Source organism: Methylobacterium currus, assembly GCF_003058325.1.
GTDB classification, from domain to species: domain Bacteria; phylum Pseudomonadota; class Alphaproteobacteria; order Rhizobiales; family Beijerinckiaceae; genus Methylobacterium; species Methylobacterium currus.
The window spans coordinates 6,171,068-6,193,366 of sequence record NZ_CP028843.1 but is presented as its reverse complement, the minus strand read 5'-3'; the positions used below and the strand labels follow the sequence as shown (position 1 = coordinate 6,193,366).

Genomic DNA, 22,299 nt, shown 5'->3' with positions numbered 1-22,299 from the left:
TCCCAACCTAGAGGGGGAGCTTGCGACATCGCTCCGGAGTTTGCCGCGTGCTGTGTTGACCCGTGCTTTTGACCCAAAGCGGCTCCTCGCAAGCTCTGTCGGGAATGTCCGGTCGCGAGTAGATTGTGTTGAAAAACTCGGCTGTTGCGGCGGCGGGTGCGGGGTGATTCACTCTCGTTGTGAGGCGAGGATTGACGCAGATGATGGGTCCGCGGCAGGTCGAGCAGGGCGCTCTGTTCTACGAGTTCTCCCTCGATACACACGTTCCAGCCGATCACCTCCTGCGCGCCATCGACCGCTTCGTCGACTTGAGCAACCTGCGGCGGGACCTGGCGCCCTTCTATGCCTCAACGGGCCGGCCCTCGATCGACCCCGAGCTCATGATCCGCATGCTGCTCATCGGCTACTGCCTCGGCATACGCTCCGAGCGACGGTTGTGCGAGGAGGTCCACCTCAACCTTGCTTATCGCTGGTTCTGCCGGCTCGGCCTTGACGGCCGGGTGCCGGACCACTCGACGTTCTCGAAGAACCGGCACGGTCGGTTCCGTGACAGCGATCTGCTGCGCGAGGTGTTCGAGGTCACCGTGCAACGCTGCATCGAGGAGGGGCTCGTCGGGGGCGAGGGTTTTGCGGTCGATGCCAGCCTGATCCGGGCCGATGCCAACAAGCAGCGCTCTGCCGACGCCTCGGAGACCGTTGACTGGACCGATCTCGCCCGGACCCGCCGGTCAGTGCGCGAGTACCTCGACACCCTCGACGAAGCCGCCTGGGGAGCAGCGAGCGAGACCCAGCCGAAGTTTGTCTCCCGCTCCGACCCGGCGGCGCAGTGGACGGGCGCGCTGAAAGGTCATGCCTTCTTTGCCTACGCCACCAACTACCTGATCGACCTCGACCACGCCGTGATCGTCGATGTCGAGGCCAGCCGCGCCATCCGGCAGGCGGAAGTCGGGGCAGCCCGCACCATGATCGCGCGGACGCAAGATCGCTTTGGGCTGTGGCCAGCCCGGCTTGCGGCCGACAGTGCCTACGGGTCGGCTGAGCACCTCGCTTGGCTCGTGCACGAGCGCGGGATCGAGCCGCACATCCCGGTCTTCGACAAGTCCGAGCGCCGCGATGGCACCTTCAGCCGGTCAGCCTTCAGCTACGACCCTGCAGCTGATGCCTACACCTGCCCAGCTGGCCATCAGTTGCGGCCACGCCAGAAGGTCTATCGGACGCCGTTCCCGCTCGTCGATGACGATGGGATGATGCGCTACCGGGCGAGCCAGCGCGACTGCGAGCCCTGCACGCTGAAGCCGCGATGCTGCCCCAACACACCCGCCCGCAAGGTCCCACGCTCGATCCATGAAGGCGCCCGGCAGATGGCGCGCGACATCTGCGCCTCGGACGAGGGCCGCACCTCACGGCGTGAGCGCAAGAAGGTCGAGATGTTGTTTGCCCACCTCAAGCGGATCCTGAAGCTGGATCGGCTTCGGCTGCGGGGACCGAACGGCGCTCGGGACGAGTTCCACCTCGCCGCAGCAGCCCAGAACCTCCGGAAGCTCGCTAAGCTGATCCCGCTCCAGCAGCTGAGCCCGGCCTGATCGGCCGGGACCGCCCCCACGTGGGAGCGGTCTGCTCAGCCGATTGGTGCCCGATCCAGATCGGCCGCGAGTTTTTCAACAAAATCGGCGCGAAGCCGAAACAGGCGATGGTGAACTCCCGTGCCTTTCGGGCTGCCATGGCGACTCCTCCGAAGGCTCGCATGGGGCAAATGACCCTGTTCCGCTGCGATAACGTCACGGTCATCGTGCGGCGGCTGATTTCACGGATAGACAGGGGAGGGGAACCGATACCAATCAGAGAAGATAGGCTGACGGACTACGACCCGCTGCCTCTCAGGGAAGGGGAGGGGACAGTGGGCCGGTCGCGTCAACATCTGATTTTATTAGCTGGCAGGATGCTGCGCAGCCTACAATCCCCGCTCTGGAATAAAGCCTGCTCGGATCTGCTTAGGTATAGCTGGCCAGTGTGCGTACCAGGCGCCAAAAGCGCACTCTCGGCCGCCATAGGCGGCCCGGCATAGCCGAGCTATTTGCTTACCGGTCAGGCGCCCGCGCTGCATAAGCGCATCGGCTACAGCCTTGATAGCAGCGGCCCCCGGCTTAGACTGAACAAGGGCGGTGGCCCTTGCTTGGGACAGCTGTAAGATCTCCCGCTGTTCTTCGTGTGGCAAATCCCAGGCATCGACCAGAAACTGGGCATGTTTCATGTCCTGTATGCCGCCTGCCAACATACAGGCGCTTACCGACGCATGTCGGTAGTGTGCTTCAGCTATAAAGCCTGCGAAGCAATTAACAAGCTCCATATCTCGGTTGATGGCACGGAGATAATCGGCGCGATCCTGCTCCTCTGCAGATCCTGCGGTCGGTATACGCCCATACGGATAACCGTGGATATCATATCCCTCGACTATACCCTCGCAGCCGACGACTAGGGCCTGTTGTCGCTTGAACTCTCTGCGAGGATGAGCGTTTCCCCGCTTTGAGCGAGGAGACACGATGCTGACGGACGCTCAGTGGGCCGAACTGGAACCGCTGGTGGAAGCCTGCCGGCCCAAAGGCAAGACGCCGCCCCAAGAGCTGCGCCGCACGATCTCAGCCATCCTCTGGCGGCATCACAACGGCGCCTCTTGGAGGGCCATTCCAGCCGAGTTGGGTCCCTGGTGGCAGGCCGCCCAGATCTTCATCCGCTGGGCGCGCGCCGGCGTCTGGGAGCGGCTGCTCGACCTCGTGCAGAGCCGCGGCGTCGCGCTGGGCATGGTGTTTCTCGACGGCACGAACATTCGAGCCCACCAGAAGGCGGCGGGCGCGGCCAAAAGGGGGGATCTGGAGCCGAGCGAGACCATCGTGAAGCTCTTGGCCGCTCGCGTGGCGGCTATGGCACCAAGGCCTGCGTGATCGCCGATGGACGGGGCCGCCCCGTCGGTTTCCGCCTCGCGCCCGGTCAGGCGCATGAACTGCCCCACGCCCTTCCGCTGCTCGATCAACTGCCCGGGGTGCCGAAGTGGGTGGTGGCCGACCGTGGCTTCTCCAGCCACGGCTTTCGCGAGGCGATCTGGACCGCCGGGGCCCGGCCCGCGATCCCGACCAAGAGCAACGAGGCCCCGCTCGCCTGTCCTGACTGGATCTACACCAATCGCAACATCGTCGAGCGACTGTGGGCGCGCCTCAAGGAATGGCGGGCCGTTGCCACACGCTACGAGAAGACTGCCGTCAGCTTCATGGGCGTCCTCTGCCTCGCCGCTACGCTCCTCTGGATCAAGTGACGACAGGCCCTACTATGCCCTTACGATTTTTAAAGACCTTGCCGGCGCGAACCTCGTCAACGGTAAGGACCAAGGCGCGATCCGTTTTATGTCCGAAATACCATCGCGCAAGCGCGTGTCCGGCTTCGTGATGGCAGGTCAACCGGCGACGACCTTTCGTCCTTACCATTCGCCTAAATGCTCCTCGCGGGTGGCGTTCCGGCGCATGCGGAATGAGATGCCCTTGCTTCAACATCATATCGGAGCAACTTAAGCCTGCGTAGATGGATTTGGCACCCCTTGATTTGTTGATTATGGTAAATGTCTTATCAGCAGCACTGAATACCAAATTTGTTGCCGCTTGCTTTGCTGCCGTGAGTACATGTTGAGTCGTGAATGCGTTTCTGTTGAAATTTTATTTATAGTATCGGTCAACATCTAATTTAGCGGCGATACTGTGGTTGAAGAAAGGGGCCCTTCCCGGTGATGGACGGCGCGGCGTCCTCAAAGGGCTCGCGGGTGACACGGTCCACCGGTCAGGTTCTCTCGTTAGGGTAGGCGAGCGCACGGCCGGCGGCCGCGAGGATGGCGCAGGGCTCCCGGTGAGGGCCGTCGGCATGGGGCAGTTCTTCGTGCCAGCCGACCTCGGCCACGCCGTCCCGGGGCCATTCCCTGAGGAGGCGCTCGCCGTCGGGGCCGCCGTAGTCCGGGCCGACGGAGGCGTGCCCGAACCGCGCGCAGGAACCCGAGACGAGGAAGAAGCCGGGCAGCGTGCGGGCGACGAAGGCCCGGGCGGCATCGAGGCTGGTGGTGTAGGGCGGGACGTCGCGCAGGGCGGTGGCGCTGTCGCGTATGCATCCGCCGTGCGCCAGGACCTCCAGGACCGCGTCGAGGACAAAGGCGGCGGTCTCGTCGCTCGCCGGGGCCACGAGCTCGATCTCGACGCGGCGGAGGTCGCTGGCGCGGCAGGCGCGCGCGGTCGCGGCCGCCTCGCCCCCGGAGAGGGCGAGGCCGACGAACAGGTCGTCGTTGGCAGCGCCCCGGGCGGTCTCGGGATTCCCGCGGGCCAGGAGCGCGCGGTACTGCTCGATGGCGGGGAAAGCGACGACGTTCACGGGCGGCTCCGTGCGCGCTCGGCGGCTCGGCGCTGCTGACGGGTCACTTTGTCGGTGGACGGATATGGGCGCTGACGATCCAGCCGTGCAGCAAATGCCCTCGCGTCGGCCGCGATGCCCGCCACCCATTCCGGTTCTGACGCCGGGGGCGGTCCCTTCGTCGCGGTCGCCCGGAACATGGCGGCCAGCTCGGGCGTGCACAGGAAGACGGCCTGTCCGTCGAGGAGCCAGCCGCTCGGCGTCGCGGTCATCTCACGGCTCCGGACGCGGGCGCCGCGGCGAAGCTGCGCCAGGGCCGCCTGGTCCTCGCAGTAGATGCCCGGCCGCAGCGCGTCGGCGCGGATCTCGCCGTCGGCGTCGCGGTCGGCGGCGGTCCAGCCGGGCTTGTGCCAGAAGGTGCCCATGGCTCAGGCCCCCAGCGGAAGCATGGCGGGGCGGCCGCCGATGGCCGAGGCAGCGGCGATGAAGGACCAGTAGACGCGGGTCGCCTCGTCGGCCGGCACGCCGGCGGCGGGCGTCAGGACGACGTCGGGGCGGGAGCCGAACGTCAGGACGACGGCGAAGCGCTGCTCGGGCTCCGCCTGTGCGGCGGCCTCGGGCTCGTCCTCGACGATGCCGAGGCAGAGGCTCTCGACGATGCTGTTAAGCTGGACCTTGAACCATTGGCGGTCACGCCGGACCCGCTCGAACGCGGTCAGCTTCTCCGGCGCTACCTTCCTCGGGATGTCGACGTCGAAACGCGCCCTGGCTCCGTCGTTGCGCGTCGCCGCGAGGGCAAATCCCGCCTCGTCGGAGCGCTCGATCTCCAGGAGGAAGCAGTAGCCGGCCCTCTTAAGGAGGGCGTCCTCCGCCGCGTTGAACGCGGCTTTGATGAAGGTCTCGTCCGGAACCCGAATGCCCGCGCCCATGTCCGCCTCGCGAATCCGCCACTCAGGGGAGGCTATCGATTCGCGACGCGAGGGACCTACCGGCCCGGCGGAGGGGACCTTGACGGCAGGTTAATGTCGCCCTACAAACGACATTACGACGACGGCTTAGCCGCGTCATCCACGACGAGCGGGATCGAACCATGGCCACAGCCACCATACAGACGCAGCGCGTCGACCTTTCCGCGCTTTTCCGCGACGCCTGGCGCCTCGCGCGTGCCGGCGCCATTGCATCGGCGTGCTCGGTGCGCCTCTGCCTCGGCAACGGCCTCCGTATGGCCTGGGCCCGCGCCCGCGCCGCCCTGGCGCGCCGCGCTGCCGCCGCCGCTCTCCGCGAGCTCATCGCGGATAACGACCGCCTCATGCTGGAGACCCAGTCCGAGATCGACGCCGGGTGGGGGATTTTCGCTCCCTCGCCTGAGGAACTCCGCGCCCAACTCGCCCGCCTCCACGACCATGGCATTGCCATGCGGGACGAGCTCGCCGAGCTCGAAGGCGCCGCAGCGGCCCCGCAGCAGGCCGACGGCGGCGCGCCGGAGCCCGTCGAGCCGTCCGCGCCCGCTCCGGTGCAGCTATGCCTCATCGCGCATATCGCGAGCCTGCCGCCAGTGCCCCCGGCGCAGCGCGTCATTGAGGAGGCTCGCGAGGCCGAGCCCACGCCGGTCGTCCCGCAGCCCGAGCCCGCCCCGGCTCCCGAGCCTGACCTGTCCACCGTCGAGGGACTCGCTGCCGTCCTAGTTGGACGGCGGGTCGTCATGCCCCTCATGGGGTGGGACGCTCCTTACGAGGTCACCGGCGTCGAGCGATGGGAGTCCAATGACGGGAAGCTGGTCCGCGACTACGTGAACCTGGATGTCACCGGGGTGAAGCCGAGCAAGGGACCGGTGAAGCTCTACGTCGACCGTAAGGGCTGCGGTCGCGGACCGTTCCTCGACACGAAGGCGGGTCGAGCCTACTGGGCCTACGGCTTTTTGTGCAACAGCGGAAGCAAGCACTGCAACGCGGACGCTATCGTCCGCGAGATCCTCGCTCCCATCGCTCTTTGAGGGAGGCGGTCATGACGACCAAGATCTCTTTCGACAACGACTACTACACATACGACGACGGCCTGCGCCTCATGACCGAGGGCGAGGTCCGCTACAATGGGCGCTTCGTCTGCCGCGTCGGCGTCTACCGCCGCAGCGAGTACGACCGGGCCTACGTCCGCGAGGCCACGGTCCTCGTCCCGACCGGGCCGACCGCCCGCTCGATGACGGCCGAGAAGCTCCGCACCGCGGTCGAGCGCCGGCTCGACGCCATCGACGCCTAAGCGCGACGCTGCCTTCTCCCCCGTCGTAGCCCGGCGGGGGAGCGGGGAGCGCCGACGAGCACTCCGTCGCCACGGTTTCCGGGCGTCCTGACGAGAGGGATCACGACAATGAGCCAACTTGATACCGCCCTGCTCACCGTGCAGCAGGCCGAGACCGTGTGGTGCCCCGAGGCCCGCAGCCCCGACACCGAGCAGGCCGATACGCCAGTTGCCGGGGTCAACCGCACGTTCAGGGGAGGCGCGGACAGCGGCTCCACCTGCCTCGGCGATTTCTGCGCCTTCTGGCGTTGGCACGACAGCGGCAGGCGCCACCAGGCGCATCTCGCCCGGGTGAAGGCCAAGTGGATCGAGGACGCGGTGATCGGCATCGGCGCCGGCGGGCATGAGACGGTCGGCGGCGCGTGGGGAGGGATGCCCGGGGATAACCGGGACTGGCACCTCGATGAGGACGAGGGCGAGTGGTACCTGCCGGCCCCCTCGCTTCCGCCCCGGGGCTACTGCGGCAAGGCGGGGCATCCCCGTCAGGCAGCGCTCATCGAGATGCAGACAGAGCTCCTGCAGCACCAGCTCAACGAGGCCCGCCGGGCCTGAGGTCCCTCGCTCCCGCGAGTGCTAACATCCGAGGGGCGGTCCTGACCGGGGCCGCCCCTCATCGATTCCCACCCCCCGCAGGATTTCCCGCCGTGAAGATCGTCTTGAAGCCCATGCCCCAGCCCGACGACGGCGTCTGCATCGGGACGCTCGACGGCGTCCCCCTGACGTATCGGGACCAAGACCTCTACGCAGGAGAACGCCACGTCACGATGGCGGAGGTTGGATCCGCCTTCGTCGATGCCGTCAACGAGGCGGCGACAGCAGTGCTCGGCCATGAGTGGGTCTCGTCGCTCGCCCGCCTAATGCAACTCAACAAGAGGACGACGAGCCGGGACCGCATCGCGAAATTCGGACTCCCCGAATACGTCTGTCTCTTCCTCGGCCAGGCCGCCGCGCATTCCCATCCCCGCGCCCTCGGGCATGCGCTCATGTGCGTCGAAGAGATCCAGGAAGCGAATACTGTCGAGCGCTATCACACAGGTCGACCGTCGCAGATCGACATCATCGGCCGGGACATGGACGCGAAGGAAACGCTGCGGCGTGCCCTGGCCGCCGTCGACGAAGTGCTCGCCGAGCGCGAGGCATTCCGGTTGGGGAAACGGAGCTCGTCGTCGTTAACTAGCGAGTAAGACATGCCGGGGTACACCGGCGTTTGAACTGCGCGCCCACGGCATCCGGGGCGTACGGCCATGGAGACCGATCATGACGAGCACCCCCCTTGATGAGGGGGCGCGGGCTTGCGCCGTCGAGAGATATCTCTCGGGCGAAGCCGAGGCGCCCCGCCGCGGCAGCTTCCCGTTCGCGCCTGCCGCCCTCCTTCTCGCCGCCCGCTACGGCCGGCACATCCCTTCGCTCCGGAACGCGGCCGCGTTCGGCGAGGACATCCGCGTCGTCGGCATCTACCGCGCCCTGCGGTTGTCGTTCGATTCGTACGCCCATGACGTGAAGCGGGACCGTCGGGAAGCCGAGCAAACTCTGGCCGTCCAGGTCTGCGCGGCGTTCGACACCGTCACCGGCTGGCTGCGCGAGAGCAGTTTCTCCGCAGATTTCGGTTTCGACTACTCGGACGAGCAACAGGACGTCGACGAGCACCTCCGCCTGCTCGCGGGCGTCCTGGCGCTCTGCCTCTGGGAATGCGGCCATCCTCCGGCGCGCGAGTACATCCGCGGGCTGCTGCCGGACCTGCTCGGCGGGCCCGACGGGTACCGCTATGTCCGGGCGAGCGTTGGCATGGCCGAGGACGTCCACGCCGCGCTAGATTGGAGGCCCGGCCGCGGGGCGATGGGGGCCTTGCTGATCACGCTCGCCCGCGGCGGCCGCCTCGTCGGGGACGCGTCCCGGGGGGCGCCCGAGACCGAGCCGGCATTGGTGACTGAGGCCCGCGAGAAGGCCGCCGCGAAGGTGGCGAAGACGGCGCTGGAGACGGGGCCGAGCTTGCTGGTGCTGGCCGGCGTCGAGCATTTGCCGGGCCTGGCGAAGGCGGGCGAGAGCCGGCCCGGCGGGGCGACGGGTTCGACGCCGAGGAACGAATGGGCCCCGATTGCCGGCCGGCGGCTCCGCCTGGTCCCTGTCCCGGACCTCGCCGCGGCGCGGGCGACGCTCGCCGCCGAGTTCCCGGACGACACGGCGGTCATCGACGCGATCCTTCGACCGCTCGCCGGGCGGGCCTTCGTCGCCATCCCGCCGACGCTGCTGCTGGGGCCGCCCGGCACCGGCAAGAGCCGTTTCGCCCGGCGGCTCGGCGAGGTTCTCGGGCTGAACGTCACGGTCTACGGGTGCGCCGGGGTCAGCGATTCCTCGTTCATCGGCACGTCGAGGCAGTGGTCGACCGGCCGCGCCTGCGTGCCCCTGCAGGCCATCCGGCGGGCCGAGGCTGCGAGCGTCCTCGTCGTCCTCGACGAGCTCTCCCGCGCCGGGACGCGAGCGGACAACGGCAAGCTCGTCGACGGCGTCCTAGCCCTGACCGAACGGGAGACCGCGCGGGCGTACCAGGACCCCTACCTCGAATGCCCGGTGGATCTCAGCGCCGTCTCCTACATCGCGACGGCGAACACCCGCGTCGGCCTCGACGCGGCGCTGCTCTCGCGGTTCCGGGTGCTGGAGATGGGGCCGCGCACGTCTGCCTCGCTCCCGGCCCTAACGCGCGCGATCTTCGCGGACATCCGGGCCGAGCGCGGCCTCGACGACGCGTGGCTGCCCGGACCCGATCCGGAGGAGGAAGCCGTCCTCGCCGCGCATTGGCGGGACGGCAGCGTGCGGACGCTCCGTCAGCTCGCCGAGGGAATCGTCGCCGCGCGCGACGCCCTCGCGACGCGCATGTGACGGGAGGCGACTATGTGCTGCCCCTCCGCCCGCCTCGACACCGTCCCGTCCGAGATCTCCGACGCGGCCGCACGCATCCAGGCTCTCTGGGAGTCCGGCCGCGTCTGCCCGCACACCGGCCGCGGCCTGCGGGACCGCGTCCTCGAAGCAGGCCGCCTCGCCGCGGCCGGGCACGTGTCGGCCGACGACGCCCGCCGCGTGGCCTACGAGGCCGAGAACGTCGCGGCGGCGTTCGGCCCGCTCCGGAGGGCGTCATGACCGTCGACGTCTACTGGAACCGGCGCCTGCGCCCGCGCGCGTGGTCCGTCCGGGATGGCGGCCGCGTCTCCCGGTACGTCCGGGAGATCACCCTCATGAACGTGCGCTTCGTCGTCCATCCCGCCGCCGTCGCCCGCGTGCAGCGCCTGCGCCAGCGCGCCGTCTGCGCCTACGCCAGGGGGATTCCCTGCGAGGCCCCCCGGTACCCGTCGGCCATCCGCGTGCGCTTCGACCCCTACGACGGCCCCCACTTCGTCACCCCGGACGGCTTCGTCGTCCTGAAGGCTTCCCTCGTCCACTTCCTGGAGAACGGCCAATGCTACGCGGTGCTCTGATCCTCGCCCTGGCGCTCGCCGCGGCCCCGGCCGCCGCGGTGGAGCCCGCCCGTTTCCCGCAGCCCGACGACCGGTGGCTCTACGACGTGCGTGTGCCCGCCGGACCCCACAGGGTGCGGTTCTCCCGCGTCGACGCGGTCCCCGGGCCGGCGCAGGGCTGGCGCGTGACGGTGACGTGCGGCCTCATCGACACGCGCACGGACCGCGAGACGACGCAGCTCACCGCACGCGGCGAGGCTGGCCGCGGGCGCATGGTCGCCATTGGCGGCGGGTGGGATTCGCCTAAGCCGGGCGCGAGCTTCATCATCGACGAGCGCACCGAGGCGCGGAAGAGCCAGTTCACCGACGCGCGCTGCGCCTCCGGACCGGGCGACCTTTCATCCGGCGACTGACCCCCCCATGCAGGTGACCTATGACTAAGATCCCTTTCCCAAAGCTTCCCGGCCCCGACCCGTACACGGGGTTCGATACGACAGACCTAAAGACTAGACAGCGCATCGCTGGATTGCAGAAACTTCGCAATTATCTCTATGACCTGTGCGTCAAGGAAATGCACCCCCGCGATGGGTATGCCATCATGGAGCTCGTTGATAAGCGCATCGCAGTCTTAGAGGATCTCGACCGCGAGGAGCAGGAGGCCGCCGCGTACTGCACGTATGCGCGCCCGGAGGACCATGCCGATTTAATGGCGGATCTCCCCGCTGCTGGCGAACGCCTGCACGCTGCCTGGGAGGCTGGGCTTCTGCCGGACTTTATGGGGCGCGGCGGCAGAAAGATTATGCTGCAATTCCAGGATGCCCTCAGGCGGGGCGTGCTGACGGTGTGGAAGGTTGACGATCTGCGGCGCTGGATTGCCGAGATTGACGAAGCATACGCTCGCATCCCCGCCAAGGGTTCCAAGATGTCGACGAAGACCATGCAAGAAGGTTGACATGGCTTGCAGCTTGCGCCTGCCGCAGGGCACCCCACGAGTCGTCGACGCATCCCCCAGGCAACATCCGAAAGGCCAATCGACGGCGGGGGCGTGACAACCTGAACCAGAGCTCTTCCAAGAGAAACGGGGTCCCCTGTGCGGATGGGTCTATATAAGGGTCGGGGCGAAATTGGTCCTTTCGGGGCGGCGGGGTTCCGGTTTTCGTACCGGTGCCTCATCAGGCCACGCAGGAGGTGGGCTTGGCAACTGGCGTGACAACTCGAACAGGGATGTTGACGAGGGGAGCGGGGCGCCTTGTGCGGATGGGTCTATATAAGGGTCGGGATAAGGCATGGTCGGTCGGAGACCCGCGGGTCGGGGTTGCCCCTGTCCGGTTCCGTCTAGCCTCGCGGCGAGGCGCTCCGGCGACCCGGCGTGACAACCTCGAACCCCGAAAACCTGCTCTTTGCGAAGACGAAATACGTGTCTCAGAGTTGTGGTGTGCGGATCGGTTCATATAATGGTCGGTGGGGAATGGTCCCCGGAGCCCCGTCCTCTCCGTGTCGGCGTCAACCGAGATCTTCGAAACTCTTCGCCGTGAGGCCGCGGGCTTCACGCGCCACGTCCACCGGACGACGGGCGCGCCGGTCACGCCCCAGGCCGTGACGATGTTCCTTGGCGAGGCCGTGAAGCGGTACGTGTCCGCCGGTGGCGTTTCCGAGTTGACCGACGCGGTCATCGCGGACACGTGCCGCAGCATCGCCGCGTTCTCCGTCCGCCAGCCGGTGCGGGTCTACAGCGACGCGCGTCAGAGGCTTTTCCGGGCGATATGCCCGAAGGCGAAGGCATGGGCCACGGCGAACCTTCGTGCCCAGTGTGCGGCAGGACGGGACGTGCAGGTCGTGGAGGTCGACCGCGTCGGGCTCGGGGCCTACGTCGAGCGCGAGACCACTGCCTTCGTGGCGGTCCCCGGGCAGGCGTGCAGCGACAAGGAGCGCGAGGCCGTTTGCGCTGCACTGACCAAGTACTTCGGGCGGATGAAGCCGGGCCAACAACGCCCGGTCGTCCGTCCGAACCGGACGACCGCAGGGATGCAGGAGACGTCCTACCAGGTTGAGACCGTCGTGGGCTACGAGGACGCCTTGGCGGCGGAAGACGGGAGGGCGGCCCGCCTACTCTCTATCGATGCCATCCTGGCCCGGTTGCAGTCGGACCACATCGTCATGTCGGGCGGAACGACGCCCGAAGGCTTGATCGATGTAACGACAATGGTGGGCTTGAAGGGCGTCACGCGGGCATCGGTCCGCGGCGCCGTCGAGCGCCTAAGGGGCCAGCCCCGCCGCACCGCCGCCATCGACCGCCTGAACCCCACCGCCAGGGACCTGGCCGGCGCCCTCGAAGCTGAGCTTCCGCAAGGGCACGTCTCGGTCGTGGAGGTCGACGCCGTCTGCCAGAAGCTGTGGGCACCGTCGCGGACGCCGGAGGGACGTCGCCAGCACGTCCGCCGCCTGCGCGTCGCCGCCGAGGCCATCGAGACCGCCGACGTCGGCCTGCACATCGCCGTAGTCGGATCGCACGTCGTCGTCGGGCGCGGCCGCCGACTCCCCGAGGCCGAGGAGCTCAAGGGCTTCGTCGACAGGGCCGTCGCGCACCGGCGCGGAAGGAAGGGCGTCACCGTCCTGTCCCGCGGCCTCGTGCCGTCCCGGCAGGGACTGTGGGGCACGGTCGAGGGCGAGGTCGCCAAGAGCGTGTGCCGCGTCTCCGCGTCCCAGGCAGGTCACGACGACGTTTGGACCACCCTCGCCGCCGTCGGCAAGACCGGGGCAGCGCAAGATTTTTCGACGGTCTGGGATGCCGCCGGCGAGCCCGTCCAGGCCGATTCCCTCGTCCTCGCTGACGCGGTCGAGAAGGCGGCGCGGAGCGACGTCTACGGACGGCTCTCGAAACAGGCGCAAAGCGGTGTCGATCTCGTCCGCACCGTCGTCAACCACGCTCGCGAGGTCGGGCTCGATCAGGCCTGGGCGCTCTATGCCGCCAAGGGCGAAATGGCCGCCCGCCTCCGCGATACGCGGCACGCCGGTGCACGCGAGCGTATCCGTCGCATCGGGGCGGCGCTCAGCAAGGCCCCGTGTGTCGAGGCATGGGAAGCGGCGATTTTGGTCGATGCCTACGCATCCCGGCCTGGTCGTCGCCACCGCCATCCGGTCGTCGTCATGCCCCGCGCCCCCAAACCCGTCGCCGCCCCGGCGCCCGCCCCCAAGCCCCAGTTCTACCCAACATACGTCGCGGACGCGGTCCTCAGCCTTGAGATGGCGGAGGAGGTCTCAATGCACTGGTCCCGGAACCGGGTGAGGGAGGCGTTCCGCGCCCTCCACTCGGTCTACCTGGGCTACGACGTCGAAGACACGAAGCTCGTCGTTCTCGACGACCTGCCGCGCCCTTCAACAGTCGAAGAGGTCACCGAGGGCATGCGGCGCATCCTGCGTTGGTGGAAGGCCTCCGAGTTCGTCATGGTGGCGCGCGTCGACCAGGACCTGCATGGCGCCATACAGGCAGCCATCATGGCCGCCGGCCTTGCCCTGCGCGAGCACGGCGCCTGCGCCCTCTACCATGCCGCCAGCACGCTTTCGACGATCTGCATCTACTCCTCCAGCGTGGAGGCCCTGCAGGGCCTGCCGCGCCGCCTGTCGCACATCCAGCAGCACCTGCGCTGGTCGCTCGCGCAGGCTCCCTCGGCGGCCTGATGCCCCAATGGGGGTTGTCCGCTGCATGACGGGGCAGCCCCGATGCCGGAGCCATGCGCCTCGCCACAGCCTTCCTCGACGCGCTCCCAGCCGCTACTGCCACATGGCGACCCGATGCCATCGTCAGCACCTATTCCCCGTTCCAGCCGATGTAGGCGCCTTGGGGGACCGTGGCTGCCTCTTGCCTTTCTCGATGCAGAGGGGTCTGCCACCGTGGAGCCCCCTTGTCCTGCTCGCCCGCGAGCCTCAAGGGTTGGGAGCATGCAGCATCGCCTTGGACCGGCCGGCGCGGGCCTCGGTCAGTCGTCGCAACGTCGTCGTAGCGAGGGCGTCGTGCGCCTCGTCGGGGATGGGGTACACCGAGCTCGCGTTGATCTCGCAGAGCACGTAGGTGTCCTCGCCGGCCGCATCCTTCGGCCCGAGCAGGAAGTCGGCGTCCCAGACGGCCGGCAGGTCGTCCGGCCCCAACACCAGCCGTTCCGCCATCTCGGGTATCCACGCCGCTTCCATCAGGCCGCGCAGGCGCTGGAACCGACCGTCGTCCGGTCCCGAGTAGAGGCGTGGCGGCGCGCGCCCGTGCTCCGGCGGGGCGAGCGCGGTCACGTGCTGGGCACCGAATCCCGCGACCCGCGTGCCGCTCACGTAGCAGCGGACCATCCCCTCCAGGTGCCGCGCCTGGAACGGCTGGTCCACGAGGGTGCCGCCGGCCCCGAAGTCGGCGGCGCGCTCGGCCAGGAACGCGTCGAGCGTCACCGTGCGCCGGGTCCGGTCGCGCGCTTCCTGTGCCAGGACGTCGGGGCCCGCGGCGCGCTCGACCTTCCAGACGCCGATGCCGCCGTTGCCGCGGCTGCGCTTCAACACCCGCGGCCCCTCGGCCACGCGCCCGGGAAACCCCGCCGCGAGGGCGGCTTGGCTCGCGTAGAGGTGCGTGTCCGTCCCCCAGCCCATCTCCCGCGTCCGGACCAGCACCTCCTTGGTGCCGATCCGGTCGACCACGTCAGGGTGGCCGCTGACCAGGACGCAGGCGGCGGCCACCTCCCGCAGCACAGCGTCCAGGGCGGCGCGGCCCTCGCCGGTGTCCTCCGCCACCGGGTTCACCCAGACCAGCGCCGCGTCCGTCGTCAGGAGCTGGGCCCGGAAGGCGTCGGCCTGCCCCTCGGCCCAGACGGCGGGCTCGGCGGCGAGCCCGTGCCGCTTTAGGGCGGCGAAGACCGCCGCGAACCGGCTGGTCTCGGGGCGAGCCTCGGCGCGGGCCTGCGCATCGCCCCGCCAGACGACTGCGACCTTGAAGGGAGGGGAGCCGGAGTTCGCCATCCGCGTCAGCCCTTCGCAACCTTCACTCGGTCGAGGGCGTCCCGCAGGCCCTTGGCCAGCTTGCCCGTGTCGTCGTTCGCTCAGAAGTGCATGAAGAACAGCCGCGGCTCGTCGTCGAGCATGTGGTTGTGCAGCGCCGTCACCTCGATGCCGCTCGCCCGCAGCGCCTTGATCACCGGGTTCACCTCGTCGGCGGTGAGCACGAAGTCGCCGGTGACGGCCGCCTTGCCGCCGCCGGTCGGCTGGAAGTTGATGGCGATGGCCGATCCCATGGCCTCGGGGACCACCATGCCATGGTCCTTCGGCGTCTCGGACCGCGGCACGCTCACGGCGTAGACGCCGCCGTTGACCTTGCCCTTGCGCCCGATGGCAGCGTCGATGGCAACGGTGTCGAGGTCCGGGTCCGGCGCGGTCGCCTTCGCCGGCACCGGTCCCTCGCCGGCCGAGGCCGGTTCAGTTTTCCCGGAAGGCGGGGAGCCGCCTGCGGTCTCGCCGCCGATGGGTGTCCGGCTGGCCCCGAGCGCCCCGGCCAGGACCGTGGCGAGCTTGCCGGGCTCGCCGTGCCCCGAGACGTGCATGTAGAGGGTGCTCGGCGAGGCCCGCAGCAGGTGGTTGTGAATGGCGGTGATCTCGACCCCGTTCTCGACGAGGCGCCTCATCACCGGGCTCACCTCGTCCTCGGTCAGGACGAGGTCGCCCATCACCATCACCTCGTTCCCGCCCCCGTGCCGCACGAAGGCGAGCCAGGAATCCAGGGCGAAGGACGGTTTTAGTTGCATACCGTCGAGGGTGACGTTCAGGTCGGGCCGGGGCAGGCCGACGCAGTAGACCCCGCCCGGCATGGCGATGCCGGGCTTGCCGAGCCCGGTGGCGATGGCGTTTTGCCAGGGTTCGCCCGCCGACGCGGCGAACGCGAGCGAGACCGTGCCCAGCACGGCGAGGGATGCAAGCAAGCGGCGCATGGTTGTCTCCTCTCTGGGTTTCGCGTTCCCCAGCGCCGGCTGGCCGGCGCCTGCAGCACACCCTCCTCGGGCAAGGTCCCTTCGCCGTGCCTTAATTCGATGCAGTCCCCGGCCATCCAGACCTCAACGCAGGGCTGGCTATCGAGGCAGAGCCCGTCGCCGTCGATCCGCCACCGCGCGGCGCGGGTCCGCCCGAGCGACACCACGCGCAAGCCGCCTCGCTCGAAGGCATAGGCCCAGTGCACGTCGTCCGTGACCTCCTTGCCGACGAGACGAGCCCGGATCTCGGAGCCGGACAAGCGCCGGAACGTCTCGCCGGCGAACGCCGGGCCTTCCATGACGACGAGTATGACGGCCAAAGCAGTGACGCGTCCGGCGCCCATCAGACCAACCCCGCCAGGTGCAGGGCCACTCCGGCCACGGCGCAGGCCGCTAACGTTGGGACCATGCCGACCTTGAAGCGGAACACCGCCAGCACCGCCGCGGCCGCCAGGGCGAGCGCCCACGGGTTCAGGCTCGACGGCACCGGCACGTCGAACCGGATCGGCCCGGTCGTGAACGGCCGGGTCTCGGCGAAGGCGGTGTGCAGGGCGAACCAGACCGCGAGGTTGAGGATCACGCCGACAGCCGCCGCGGTGATGGCCGAGAGCGCGCCGGCCAAGGCCCGGTTGCCGCGCAGGCGCTCGACGTAAGGGGCGCCGACGAAGATCCAGAGGAAGCAGGGCGCGAAGGTCACCCAGGTGGTCAGCAGACCGCCCAAGGTCCCGGCAAGCAGGGGCGGCATCACGCCCGGGGACCGCTAGGCGGCAAGGAATCCCACGAACTGCGTGACCATGATGAGCGGGCCTGGTGTGGTCTCGGCCATGCCGAGGCCATCCAGCATCTCGCCGGGCTTGAGCCAGCCGTAGTGCTCCACCGCCTGCTGGGAGACGTAGGAGAGCACCGCGTAGGCGCCCCCGAAGGTCACCATCGCCATCTTGGAGAAGAACACCGCGACCTGGGCGAAGACGTCGTCCGAGCCGAGGGCGAGCAGGATGGCCGCGACGGGAACCAGCCAGATCGCTCCCCAGACGAGTAGCATCCGCAAGGTGTGCCCGGCGGCGGCCCGCTCTCGGGGGAGTTCGTGGTCGTCGAGCAGGAAGGGGCCCGCCACCGCCTTGCCGCCGGCCCCGTGCCCGCCGGCCTTGAACTGCGGCAGGCCGGCCCGGCCGCCGAGGTAGCCGATGACCCCGGCCGTCAGCACGATCAGCGGGAACGGCACGCCGATGAAGAAGATGCCCACGAACGCGGCAGCCGCGAGCTCGACCATGACGGGGGCCCTAAGCGCGCGCTTGCCGATGCGTATCACGGCCTGGAGCACGATGGCGAGCACCGCCGCCTTCAGACCGAAGAACAGGCCGGCGACGAGGCCGACGTTGCCGTAGAGCGCATAGACCCAACTCAGCGCCATGATGGCGAGGACGCCCGGTAGGACGAACAGGCCGCCGGCGACGAGGCCGCCGCGGGTGCCGTGCATCAGCCAGCCCACGTAGGTCGCAAGTTGCTGCGCCTCCGGCCCCGGCAGGAGGGTGCAGAAAGTCAGGGCGTGCAGGAAGCGGTTCTCTGAGATCCAGCGCCTCTCCTCGACGAGGACGCGGTGCATCACCGCGATCTGCCCGGCCGGGCCGCCGAAGGAGAGCGCGGCGATGCGGGCCCAGACCGGCAAGGCTTGCGCCAGTGTCACAGGCGGCGGCGCGCCCTGGGTGATCACGCCCGGCCCGGGAGCGGTCTGGATGCGAGCAGTACCGGCCATGGTCACGCCTTCCCCTTGGTGCGGTCGCGTTCCCAGGAATGGCGCTCCGCCGTCGCGTCCCGGCACCAGCGATAGAAGGCGTCGTAGAGAAGCATCCCGGCGTCGAGCTGCTCCAGGTCGTCCGCGTGTATGCGCGACAGTCCAAGTCTGCCTGTACCCATAACAGCTCCAGTTTGACCCAATTGGGCTACAACGGGAGCTGTTTTTCACCCAAAAGGCCCATCCATTCGCTAGTTTACACCCATATTGCTTAGGACCCGTCTGGTTGCCGCTGCTGAGCGGCTCGCTTCCGAGTTGCAGCACAACGGCCTCCGCAGCAAGGACCATCCGAATAATTTCGGCTATCGGGAAATTTAGGGTGATACCCGTGTTTCACGACTCTCCGTCGCGGCGGCCGTCCCGGGGTGAGCCGGGCGCTTCACCGCCGTCGGCCGGAGCACGAGCCCCGGTCGACGGCGGTGGCCGAGGCGCGACACCGCGTGGCCCGGCCCGCTGACGCTGGACGTGCCATCGGACCCAGAGGTGACCTCCGGGTGCGGTCGGCGGACGCCAAGGGCCGCCGATTTGATTTCCCGATGAACCGCCCGCCACGTCCCCACCTGTCGCAACCGCGCGAGCGCGGCCGCATTGGGCACGCCCGAATCCTTCCACAGGCTCGAGAACGCCTCAGAGCATGGGAATGGCAGGAGATCCTTCTCCACCCCGCCCTTGGGCAGGGAGCCGTTCAGGCGCGCCGCGCGGGTGCGCGCGCCAGTCCAGTTCGGCCAGGCCGCGCTGCCCGATCTCGGCGGTCGCCGCGCAGGCCTCCGGGAGGGCGAAGGTCACGTTGCCGATGGTTGTCGAGTAGCCGGCCCACACGGTCACCAGCGACGCCTCGCGCAGGCCCAGCCTGTGCTCCAGCATCGCCTTCAGCCGGTTCCGGTCCCACGAGTTGAGCTTGTGGTTCAGCGAGCGCGAACGCCCGCCGGAGCGGAGCTTTCCGAGCCCCTCTTCCATCGCGACCAAGCCGACGCCGTGCACCTCGCACAGGCCCACGGCCAGGCCCGCGACCTTCGCCAGCGCCTCGGTGACGAGCTCGGGCGAGGCGCCGCGCGGCAGGTCGAGACTGACCAGGCGATGGTCGATGACATGGGTGGCGGGGAGGCTGCGCAGGTCGCCGCGGTTCTTGACGACGATGAGGCCGATCAAGCCCGGGTTGAGGTCGATGCCGAGGCAGCGGCCAGGCAGTGCCGTGATGGCTTGCCCCCACTCGGGGTGGACGGGGCGGCGGACGTCCGCCCAGCGGAACGGAGGCGGCTTCCAGCCCTCGCCGCGCGGCCGGCCGCGGGGCTTGTGCCCCTTGGCGGCGAGGCGGGCGTCGTCGTCCTGCTGGAGCGTGACGCCGGCCGGCAGGCGGCGCAGGTCGGCGGGGTCAAAGATCACCGACAGCCTGTCGTGACCGAGCCTGAACTCGACGTTGATCTCGCCGGCGGCGGCGGCGAGCGCGGCGACGGCGCGGAGGAGCTCGCCGCGCTTGCCGCGCATCTCCGGCAGGGCCAGGACGACCGCGTTCACCGTCGAGACGACCGAGGTCGTGGTGATCACGCCGCCCGTCGGAGAGGCGGTGGGCGGCGACCTGGGCGTGGAGGCGCTGCTGACGCTGTCCACCGGCGAGCGCATCCCGAACGTCCGTCCCGCCTCGCGGCGCGAGCGCGAGATCCGCGTCTCCCGCCGGGCGCTGGCACGCTGCCGCAAGGGGTCGAACCGGCGGCGCAGGTCAAGGCGCGGCTGGCGCGGCAGCTTCGCGCCGTGGCCAACACCCGCGACCAGCATCTCCACCGCATCTCGGCGCGGCTGGCGCGCGAGCACCCGCTCGTCGTGCTGGAGGACTTGCGCATCCGGAACATGACTCGCTCGGCCGCGGGAACGGTCGAGGAGCCGGGGACGAACGTCGCACAGAAGAGGGGGTTGAACAGGTCCATCCTGGACGCGGGATGGGGCAAGCTCGTGCAGTTCGTCCGCTACAAGGCTGCCAGGGCCGGTGGCGAGTTGGTCTGCGTCGATGCTCGGAATTCGTCGCAGGAGTGCCGGCGGTGCAAGGCGGTGGCGGCGAAGCCGCTGTCGCTGCGCCGGCACGTCTGCCCGTGCGGGCTGGACGAGCACCGCGACGTGAACTCGGCCGGGGTGATCCGGGACCGAGGTCTTGCGGTCAAGGCCGCAAGCGAGGGGGGGTCAGCCCCTCGGGGACGCCGACGTGGGCCGTCGGGCCGTGCGTCGTGCCGGGACGCTCCTCGCCGCCTGAGGGCAGCGCTGGAGAACGTTAGGAGGGGTCATCAACCCCGAATGACGAATGACCGAAATTTCCGGGTCATTGAGACGCCTGTACGCCCTCTCCCGGGTGCCGACCGGCCCGTTGCGGTAGCAGGACGATGAGCGCCACGATGAAGGCCGCGATCACGGCGGAAGCGAGCGGCCGGCTCAAGTTCAGCCCGCCGTTGGCGACCGGCTTGTCAAGGAAATCGCCCACCGTGGCCCCGAGCGGGCGGGTCAGGATGAACGCCGCCCAGAAGAGCGTGACGCGCGAAACCGAGGTTCGGTAGTACAGGGCGATGACGACCGCGAGCGCCGCCGCGAAGACGAGGGCGCCGCCCTCGTAGCCGAGGCCGCCGGTGTCTGCGAGCCAGTCGCCGAGCGCGGTGCCCAACGTCTGCGAGAAGGTGATCGCCCCCCAATAGAACGCTTTGACCCGCGGGGTCGAAACAGTGTCCACCGACACGGTGCCCTCGGTCGCGTACCAAAGCCCGAGCACGGCCGCGAGGCAGGCGAGGAGCAGGGTCGACCCGCCGGTGTATCCGATGCCGAGCGACCGGTCGGCGAAGTCCGCCATCGTCGTACCGAAGGTGGTCGAGGCGACGATCGTGGACCAGTACAGGACTGGGTGGAACCGCTTCGCCATGACCTGTGCGACCACGAGGCCGACCAGCACCAGGGCGAATAGGACGGTTCCGGCGAGGTAACCCCAGGCGAGGGTCATGGTGACGGTGTCGCCGCCGGTCTCGCCGAGCGTGGTGGCCAGGATCTTGATGACCCAGAAGCCGAGCGTGACCTCGGGTACCTTGCTTAAGGCGCGTTCACGGACGTCGTTCATCGGGTTGGATCCTTGGGCTGGAGGTGGGCCTCAAGCGGCATCGGACCCGACCGCATGGCGACCGGCCCGCTGCGGTACGAGGAGCACGAGCGCCACCATGGCGAGCGCGAGCACGCCGGAGATCGTGATGTCGTCGGTGCCCAGGCCGCCCGATGCAGCGGGCTTGTCGAGCGAATTGGCGAGGGTGGCGCCGAGCGGCCGCGTCAGGACGAACGCCGTCCAGAACAGTATCGGCCTGGAAACGCGCGTTCGCAGGTAGAGGGCCGTGACCACGGCCAGCGCGACGAGGATGAGGAGCGCGCTCCCGTTGTACCCGAGCCCGCTGCTGTCAGCCATCCAGTCGCCCAACGCGGTGCCGAGCGTCTGGGAGAACATGACCGTGGCCCAGTAGAAACCTTCGGCCTGCGGGGATCGCACCGTCTCGACGGCGACCGTGCCGAGCGTGCGCTTCCACAGGATCAGGGTCGCGACGACCGATCCGAGCAACACCAGGGACCCGCCCGCGTAGCCGATGCCGAGGGACCGGTCGCAGAAGTCGGCGAGGGTCGTGCCTGCGAGCGTCGTCGCGGTGACCACGGCCCAGTACAGGAGCGGCTGGAAGCGGTCCGCCCGGACCTGTGCGGCGAGCAGCACCGCCAGGGCGGCTCCGAAGATCGCCGTGCCGGCGAGATAGCCGAGGCCGAGCGTCAACGTGACGGCGTTGCCGCCGACCTCGCCCAGGGTCGTGGCCACGATCTTGATGGCCCAGAACCCGGCGGTGGCTTCTGGCACCTTGGCGGGTTCGACGTGTCCGGGTCGCTCGGTCGGTTGCATCGGGCTGCCGTGGGAAAGCGAGGGCTGGCTCACGCGGTGTGGGTCTGGTCGATGATGGCGAGCAGGTCGTCGACCGCGCGACGGCAGGCGGCCGGATCGGGGTTCGACGCCCGCAGCGCGTCGAGGGCGCGGTCGATGGCCTTGTCCACGACGTGCCAGTCGGCGGCGGCTCGCGGCTTCAGGCCGGCCTCGGACGCGTCCCAGGACAATTCCAGGTCCTTGATGCGGGTCTTGGCGGCGGCGAGGTCGCCCCGGTCGGTCATCGTCTTCACGTCGACGACGATGGTCCGGAACTTGGAGAGGTCGCCTAGCTTCGAGGCCGCCATCGCCTCGGGCGTCGCTCCGACGGCGGCGTCCTGCATCGCCAGCAGGCCCAGGGGGGCGGCCGTGGCACCGATGACCGTCGCGGCGATGGCGGCGAGGAGGATGTTTCGCATGGTCGTTCGCTCCGTGTCGTGCGGCGTTGGAAGGACTGGAGGATGGCGATGC

The 22,299-nt window shown here is 69.0% G+C and carries 22 protein-coding genes and 3 pseudogenes; 14 read left to right on the top strand and 11 right to left on the bottom strand.

The features are described 5' to 3' along the window. Positions 1-200 precede the first annotated feature (200 nt). Positions 201-1,583, top strand: a complete 1,383-nt coding sequence (locus tag DA075_RS28485; RefSeq protein WP_099956064.1) for a transposase — start codon at positions 201-203, stop codon at positions 1,581-1,583. Between the two features lie 957 nt (positions 1,584-2,540). Further along, positions 2,541-3,307 (top strand): IS5 family transposase gene (locus tag DA075_RS28480; protein WP_099952440.1). Its coding sequence is split into 2 segments (ribosomal slippage): positions 2,541-2,856 and positions 2,856-3,307, totalling 768 coding nucleotides; the frame shifts between segments, so codons are not numbered across the junction. 515 nt (positions 3,308-3,822) lie between these two features. Here DA075_RS28480 and DA075_RS28475 read toward each other — a convergent pair. The 3 genes from DA075_RS28475 to DA075_RS28465 are packed head-to-tail and all read right to left on the bottom strand — an operon-like array spanning position 3,823 to position 5,309. Further along, positions 3,823-4,401, bottom strand: coding sequence for a hypothetical protein (locus DA075_RS28475; RefSeq protein WP_099956063.1), 579 nt, complete (start codon positions 4,399-4,401; stop codon positions 3,823-3,825). Continuing rightward, the gene (locus DA075_RS28470) at positions 4,398-4,805 is read right to left on the bottom strand and encodes a hypothetical protein (RefSeq protein ID WP_099956062.1); all 408 of its coding nucleotides are present in this window, start codon (positions 4,803-4,805) and stop codon (positions 4,398-4,400) included. The genes DA075_RS28475 and DA075_RS28470 overlap by 4 nt, the downstream gene beginning before the upstream one ends. Before the next feature lie 3 nt (positions 4,806-4,808). Further along, positions 4,809-5,309, bottom strand: a complete 501-nt coding sequence (locus DA075_RS28465; protein WP_099956061.1) for a hypothetical protein — start codon at positions 5,307-5,309, stop codon at positions 4,809-4,811. Positions 5,310-5,470: 161 nt separating this feature from the next. Between DA075_RS28465 and DA075_RS28460 the strand changes: the two genes are divergently transcribed. The 10 genes from DA075_RS28460 (at position 5,471) to DA075_RS28415 (ending at position 13,802) form a co-directional block, all read left to right on the top strand. After that, the gene (locus DA075_RS28460; RefSeq protein ID WP_099956060.1) at positions 5,471-6,373 is read left to right on the top strand and encodes a hypothetical protein; all 903 of its coding nucleotides are present in this window, start codon (positions 5,471-5,473) and stop codon (positions 6,371-6,373) included. 11 nt (positions 6,374-6,384) lie between these two features. Next, positions 6,385-6,636, top strand: coding sequence for a hypothetical protein (locus DA075_RS28455; RefSeq protein ID WP_099956059.1), 252 nt, complete (start codon positions 6,385-6,387; stop codon positions 6,634-6,636). 108 nt (positions 6,637-6,744) lie between these two features. Next, on the top strand, positions 6,745-7,227 hold the full coding sequence (locus tag DA075_RS28450; protein ID WP_099956058.1) for a hypothetical protein: 483 nt from the start codon (positions 6,745-6,747) through the stop codon (positions 7,225-7,227). Between the two features lie 92 nt (positions 7,228-7,319). Next, the gene (locus DA075_RS28445; protein ID WP_244936416.1) at positions 7,320-7,859 is read left to right on the top strand and encodes a hypothetical protein; all 540 of its coding nucleotides are present in this window, start codon (positions 7,320-7,322) and stop codon (positions 7,857-7,859) included. A gap of 73 nt (positions 7,860-7,932) precedes the next feature. Further along, a complete protein-coding gene (locus DA075_RS28440; RefSeq protein WP_099956057.1) occupies positions 7,933-9,552 on the top strand; it encodes an AAA family ATPase in 1,620 nt (539 codons plus the stop codon). 12 nt (positions 9,553-9,564) lie between these two features. Continuing rightward, the gene (locus DA075_RS28435; protein WP_099956056.1) at positions 9,565-9,810 is read left to right on the top strand and encodes a hypothetical protein; all 246 of its coding nucleotides are present in this window, start codon (positions 9,565-9,567) and stop codon (positions 9,808-9,810) included. Further along, a complete protein-coding gene (locus tag DA075_RS28430) occupies positions 9,807-10,145 on the top strand; it encodes a hypothetical protein (protein ID WP_099956055.1) in 339 nt (112 codons plus the stop codon). The genes DA075_RS28435 and DA075_RS28430 overlap by 4 nt, the downstream gene beginning before the upstream one ends. Continuing rightward, positions 10,127-10,537, top strand: a complete 411-nt coding sequence (locus tag DA075_RS28425; protein ID WP_099956054.1) for a hypothetical protein — start codon at positions 10,127-10,129, stop codon at positions 10,535-10,537. The genes DA075_RS28430 and DA075_RS28425 overlap by 19 nt, the downstream gene beginning before the upstream one ends. 113 nt (positions 10,538-10,650) lie before the next feature. Further along, positions 10,651-11,076, top strand: coding sequence for a hypothetical protein (locus DA075_RS28420; protein WP_123834468.1), 426 nt, complete (start codon positions 10,651-10,653; stop codon positions 11,074-11,076). 542 nt (positions 11,077-11,618) lie between these two features. Further along, positions 11,619-13,802, top strand: a complete 2,184-nt coding sequence (locus tag DA075_RS28415; RefSeq protein ID WP_099956052.1) for a hypothetical protein — start codon at positions 11,619-11,621, stop codon at positions 13,800-13,802. Between the two features lie 246 nt (positions 13,803-14,048). On the opposite strand, the gene DA075_RS28410 is transcribed toward DA075_RS28415, so the two are convergent. The 5 genes and pseudogenes from DA075_RS28410 to DA075_RS36810 all read right to left on the bottom strand — a co-directional run bounded on the left by DA075_RS28410 (position 14,049) and on the right by DA075_RS36810 (position 19,454). Next, the gene (locus DA075_RS28410; protein WP_099956051.1) at positions 14,049-15,116 is read right to left on the bottom strand and encodes a Cj0069 family protein; all 1,068 of its coding nucleotides are present in this window, start codon (positions 15,114-15,116) and stop codon (positions 14,049-14,051) included. Between the two features lie 5 nt (positions 15,117-15,121). After that, positions 15,122-16,078: pseudogene (locus DA075_RS28405) on the bottom strand (DUF1259 domain-containing protein). A gap of 382 nt (positions 16,079-16,460) precedes the next feature. Then, positions 16,461-17,870 (bottom strand): annotated as a pseudogene (chrA, locus tag DA075_RS28400) (chromate efflux transporter). Between the two features lie 2 nt (positions 17,871-17,872). Next, positions 17,873-18,016, bottom strand: a pseudogene (locus DA075_RS28395) (sulfurtransferase); the annotation flags it as partial. A gap of 520 nt (positions 18,017-18,536) precedes the next feature. Then, on the bottom strand, positions 18,537-19,454 hold the full coding sequence (locus DA075_RS36810) for a hypothetical protein (RefSeq protein WP_164712506.1): 918 nt from the start codon (positions 19,452-19,454) through the stop codon (positions 18,537-18,539). On the opposite strand from DA075_RS36810, the gene DA075_RS38650 reads away from it, so the two are divergent. Both DA075_RS38650 and DA075_RS38645 read left to right on the top strand, forming a co-directional pair. Further along, on the top strand, positions 19,444-19,758 hold the full coding sequence (locus tag DA075_RS38650) for a transposase (protein ID WP_395411361.1): 315 nt from the start codon (positions 19,444-19,446) through the stop codon (positions 19,756-19,758). The two genes, DA075_RS36810 and DA075_RS38650, sit on opposite strands and share 11 nt — an antisense overlap. Beyond that, positions 19,659-20,282, top strand: coding sequence for an RNA-guided endonuclease InsQ/TnpB family protein (locus DA075_RS38645; protein WP_123834466.1), 624 nt, complete (start codon positions 19,659-19,661; stop codon positions 20,280-20,282). The genes DA075_RS38650 and DA075_RS38645 overlap by 100 nt, the downstream gene beginning before the upstream one ends. On the opposite strand, the gene DA075_RS28375 is transcribed toward DA075_RS38645, so the two are convergent. Genes DA075_RS28375 through DA075_RS28365 form a run of 3 tightly spaced genes read right to left on the bottom strand, consistent with a single transcriptional unit; the run spans position 20,218 to position 22,247 of the window. Beyond that, a complete protein-coding gene (locus DA075_RS28375; RefSeq protein ID WP_099956047.1) occupies positions 20,218-20,997 on the bottom strand; it encodes a COG4705 family protein in 780 nt (259 codons plus the stop codon). The genes DA075_RS38645 and DA075_RS28375 overlap by 65 nt on opposite strands. Before the next feature lie 30 nt (positions 20,998-21,027). Continuing rightward, entirely contained in the window at positions 21,028-21,810 is a 783-nt protein-coding gene (locus tag DA075_RS28370) for a COG4705 family protein (protein WP_099956046.1), read from the bottom strand. Positions 21,811-21,839: 29 nt separating this feature from the next. Continuing rightward, positions 21,840-22,247, bottom strand: a complete 408-nt coding sequence (locus tag DA075_RS28365) for a histidine kinase (protein ID WP_099956045.1) — start codon at positions 22,245-22,247, stop codon at positions 21,840-21,842. Between the last annotated feature and the right edge of the window lie 52 nt (positions 22,248-22,299).

Coding starts and splice junctions, on each gene's coding strand:
- DA075_RS28485 (WP_099956064.1), top strand. CDS start 201: ATGATGGGTCCGCGGCAGGTCGAGCAGGGCGCTCTGTTCTACGAGTTC.
- DA075_RS28470 (WP_099956062.1), bottom strand. CDS start 4,805: ATGGGCACCTTCTGGCACAAGCCCGGCTGGACCGCCGCCGACCGCGAC.
- DA075_RS28465 (WP_099956061.1), bottom strand. CDS start 5,309: ATGGGCGCGGGCATTCGGGTTCCGGACGAGACCTTCATCAAAGCCGCG.
- DA075_RS28460 (WP_099956060.1), top strand. CDS start 5,471: ATGGCCACAGCCACCATACAGACGCAGCGCGTCGACCTTTCCGCGCTT.
- DA075_RS28455 (WP_099956059.1), top strand. CDS start 6,385: ATGACGACCAAGATCTCTTTCGACAACGACTACTACACATACGACGAC.
- DA075_RS28450 (WP_099956058.1), top strand. CDS start 6,745: ATGAGCCAACTTGATACCGCCCTGCTCACCGTGCAGCAGGCCGAGACC.
- DA075_RS28440 (WP_099956057.1), top strand. CDS start 7,933: ATGACGAGCACCCCCCTTGATGAGGGGGCGCGGGCTTGCGCCGTCGAG.
- DA075_RS28435 (WP_099956056.1), top strand. CDS start 9,565: ATGTGCTGCCCCTCCGCCCGCCTCGACACCGTCCCGTCCGAGATCTCC.
- DA075_RS28430 (WP_099956055.1), top strand. CDS start 9,807: ATGACCGTCGACGTCTACTGGAACCGGCGCCTGCGCCCGCGCGCGTGG.
- DA075_RS28425 (WP_099956054.1), top strand. CDS start 10,127: ATGCTACGCGGTGCTCTGATCCTCGCCCTGGCGCTCGCCGCGGCCCCG.
- DA075_RS28410 (WP_099956051.1), bottom strand. CDS start 15,116: ATGGCGAACTCCGGCTCCCCTCCCTTCAAGGTCGCAGTCGTCTGGCGG.
- DA075_RS28375 (WP_099956047.1), bottom strand. CDS start 20,997: ATGAACGACGTCCGTGAACGCGCCTTAAGCAAGGTACCCGAGGTCACG.
- DA075_RS28370 (WP_099956046.1), bottom strand. CDS start 21,810: ATGCAACCGACCGAGCGACCCGGACACGTCGAACCCGCCAAGGTGCCA.
- DA075_RS28365 (WP_099956045.1), bottom strand. CDS start 22,247: ATGCGAAACATCCTCCTCGCCGCCATCGCCGCGACGGTCATCGGTGCC.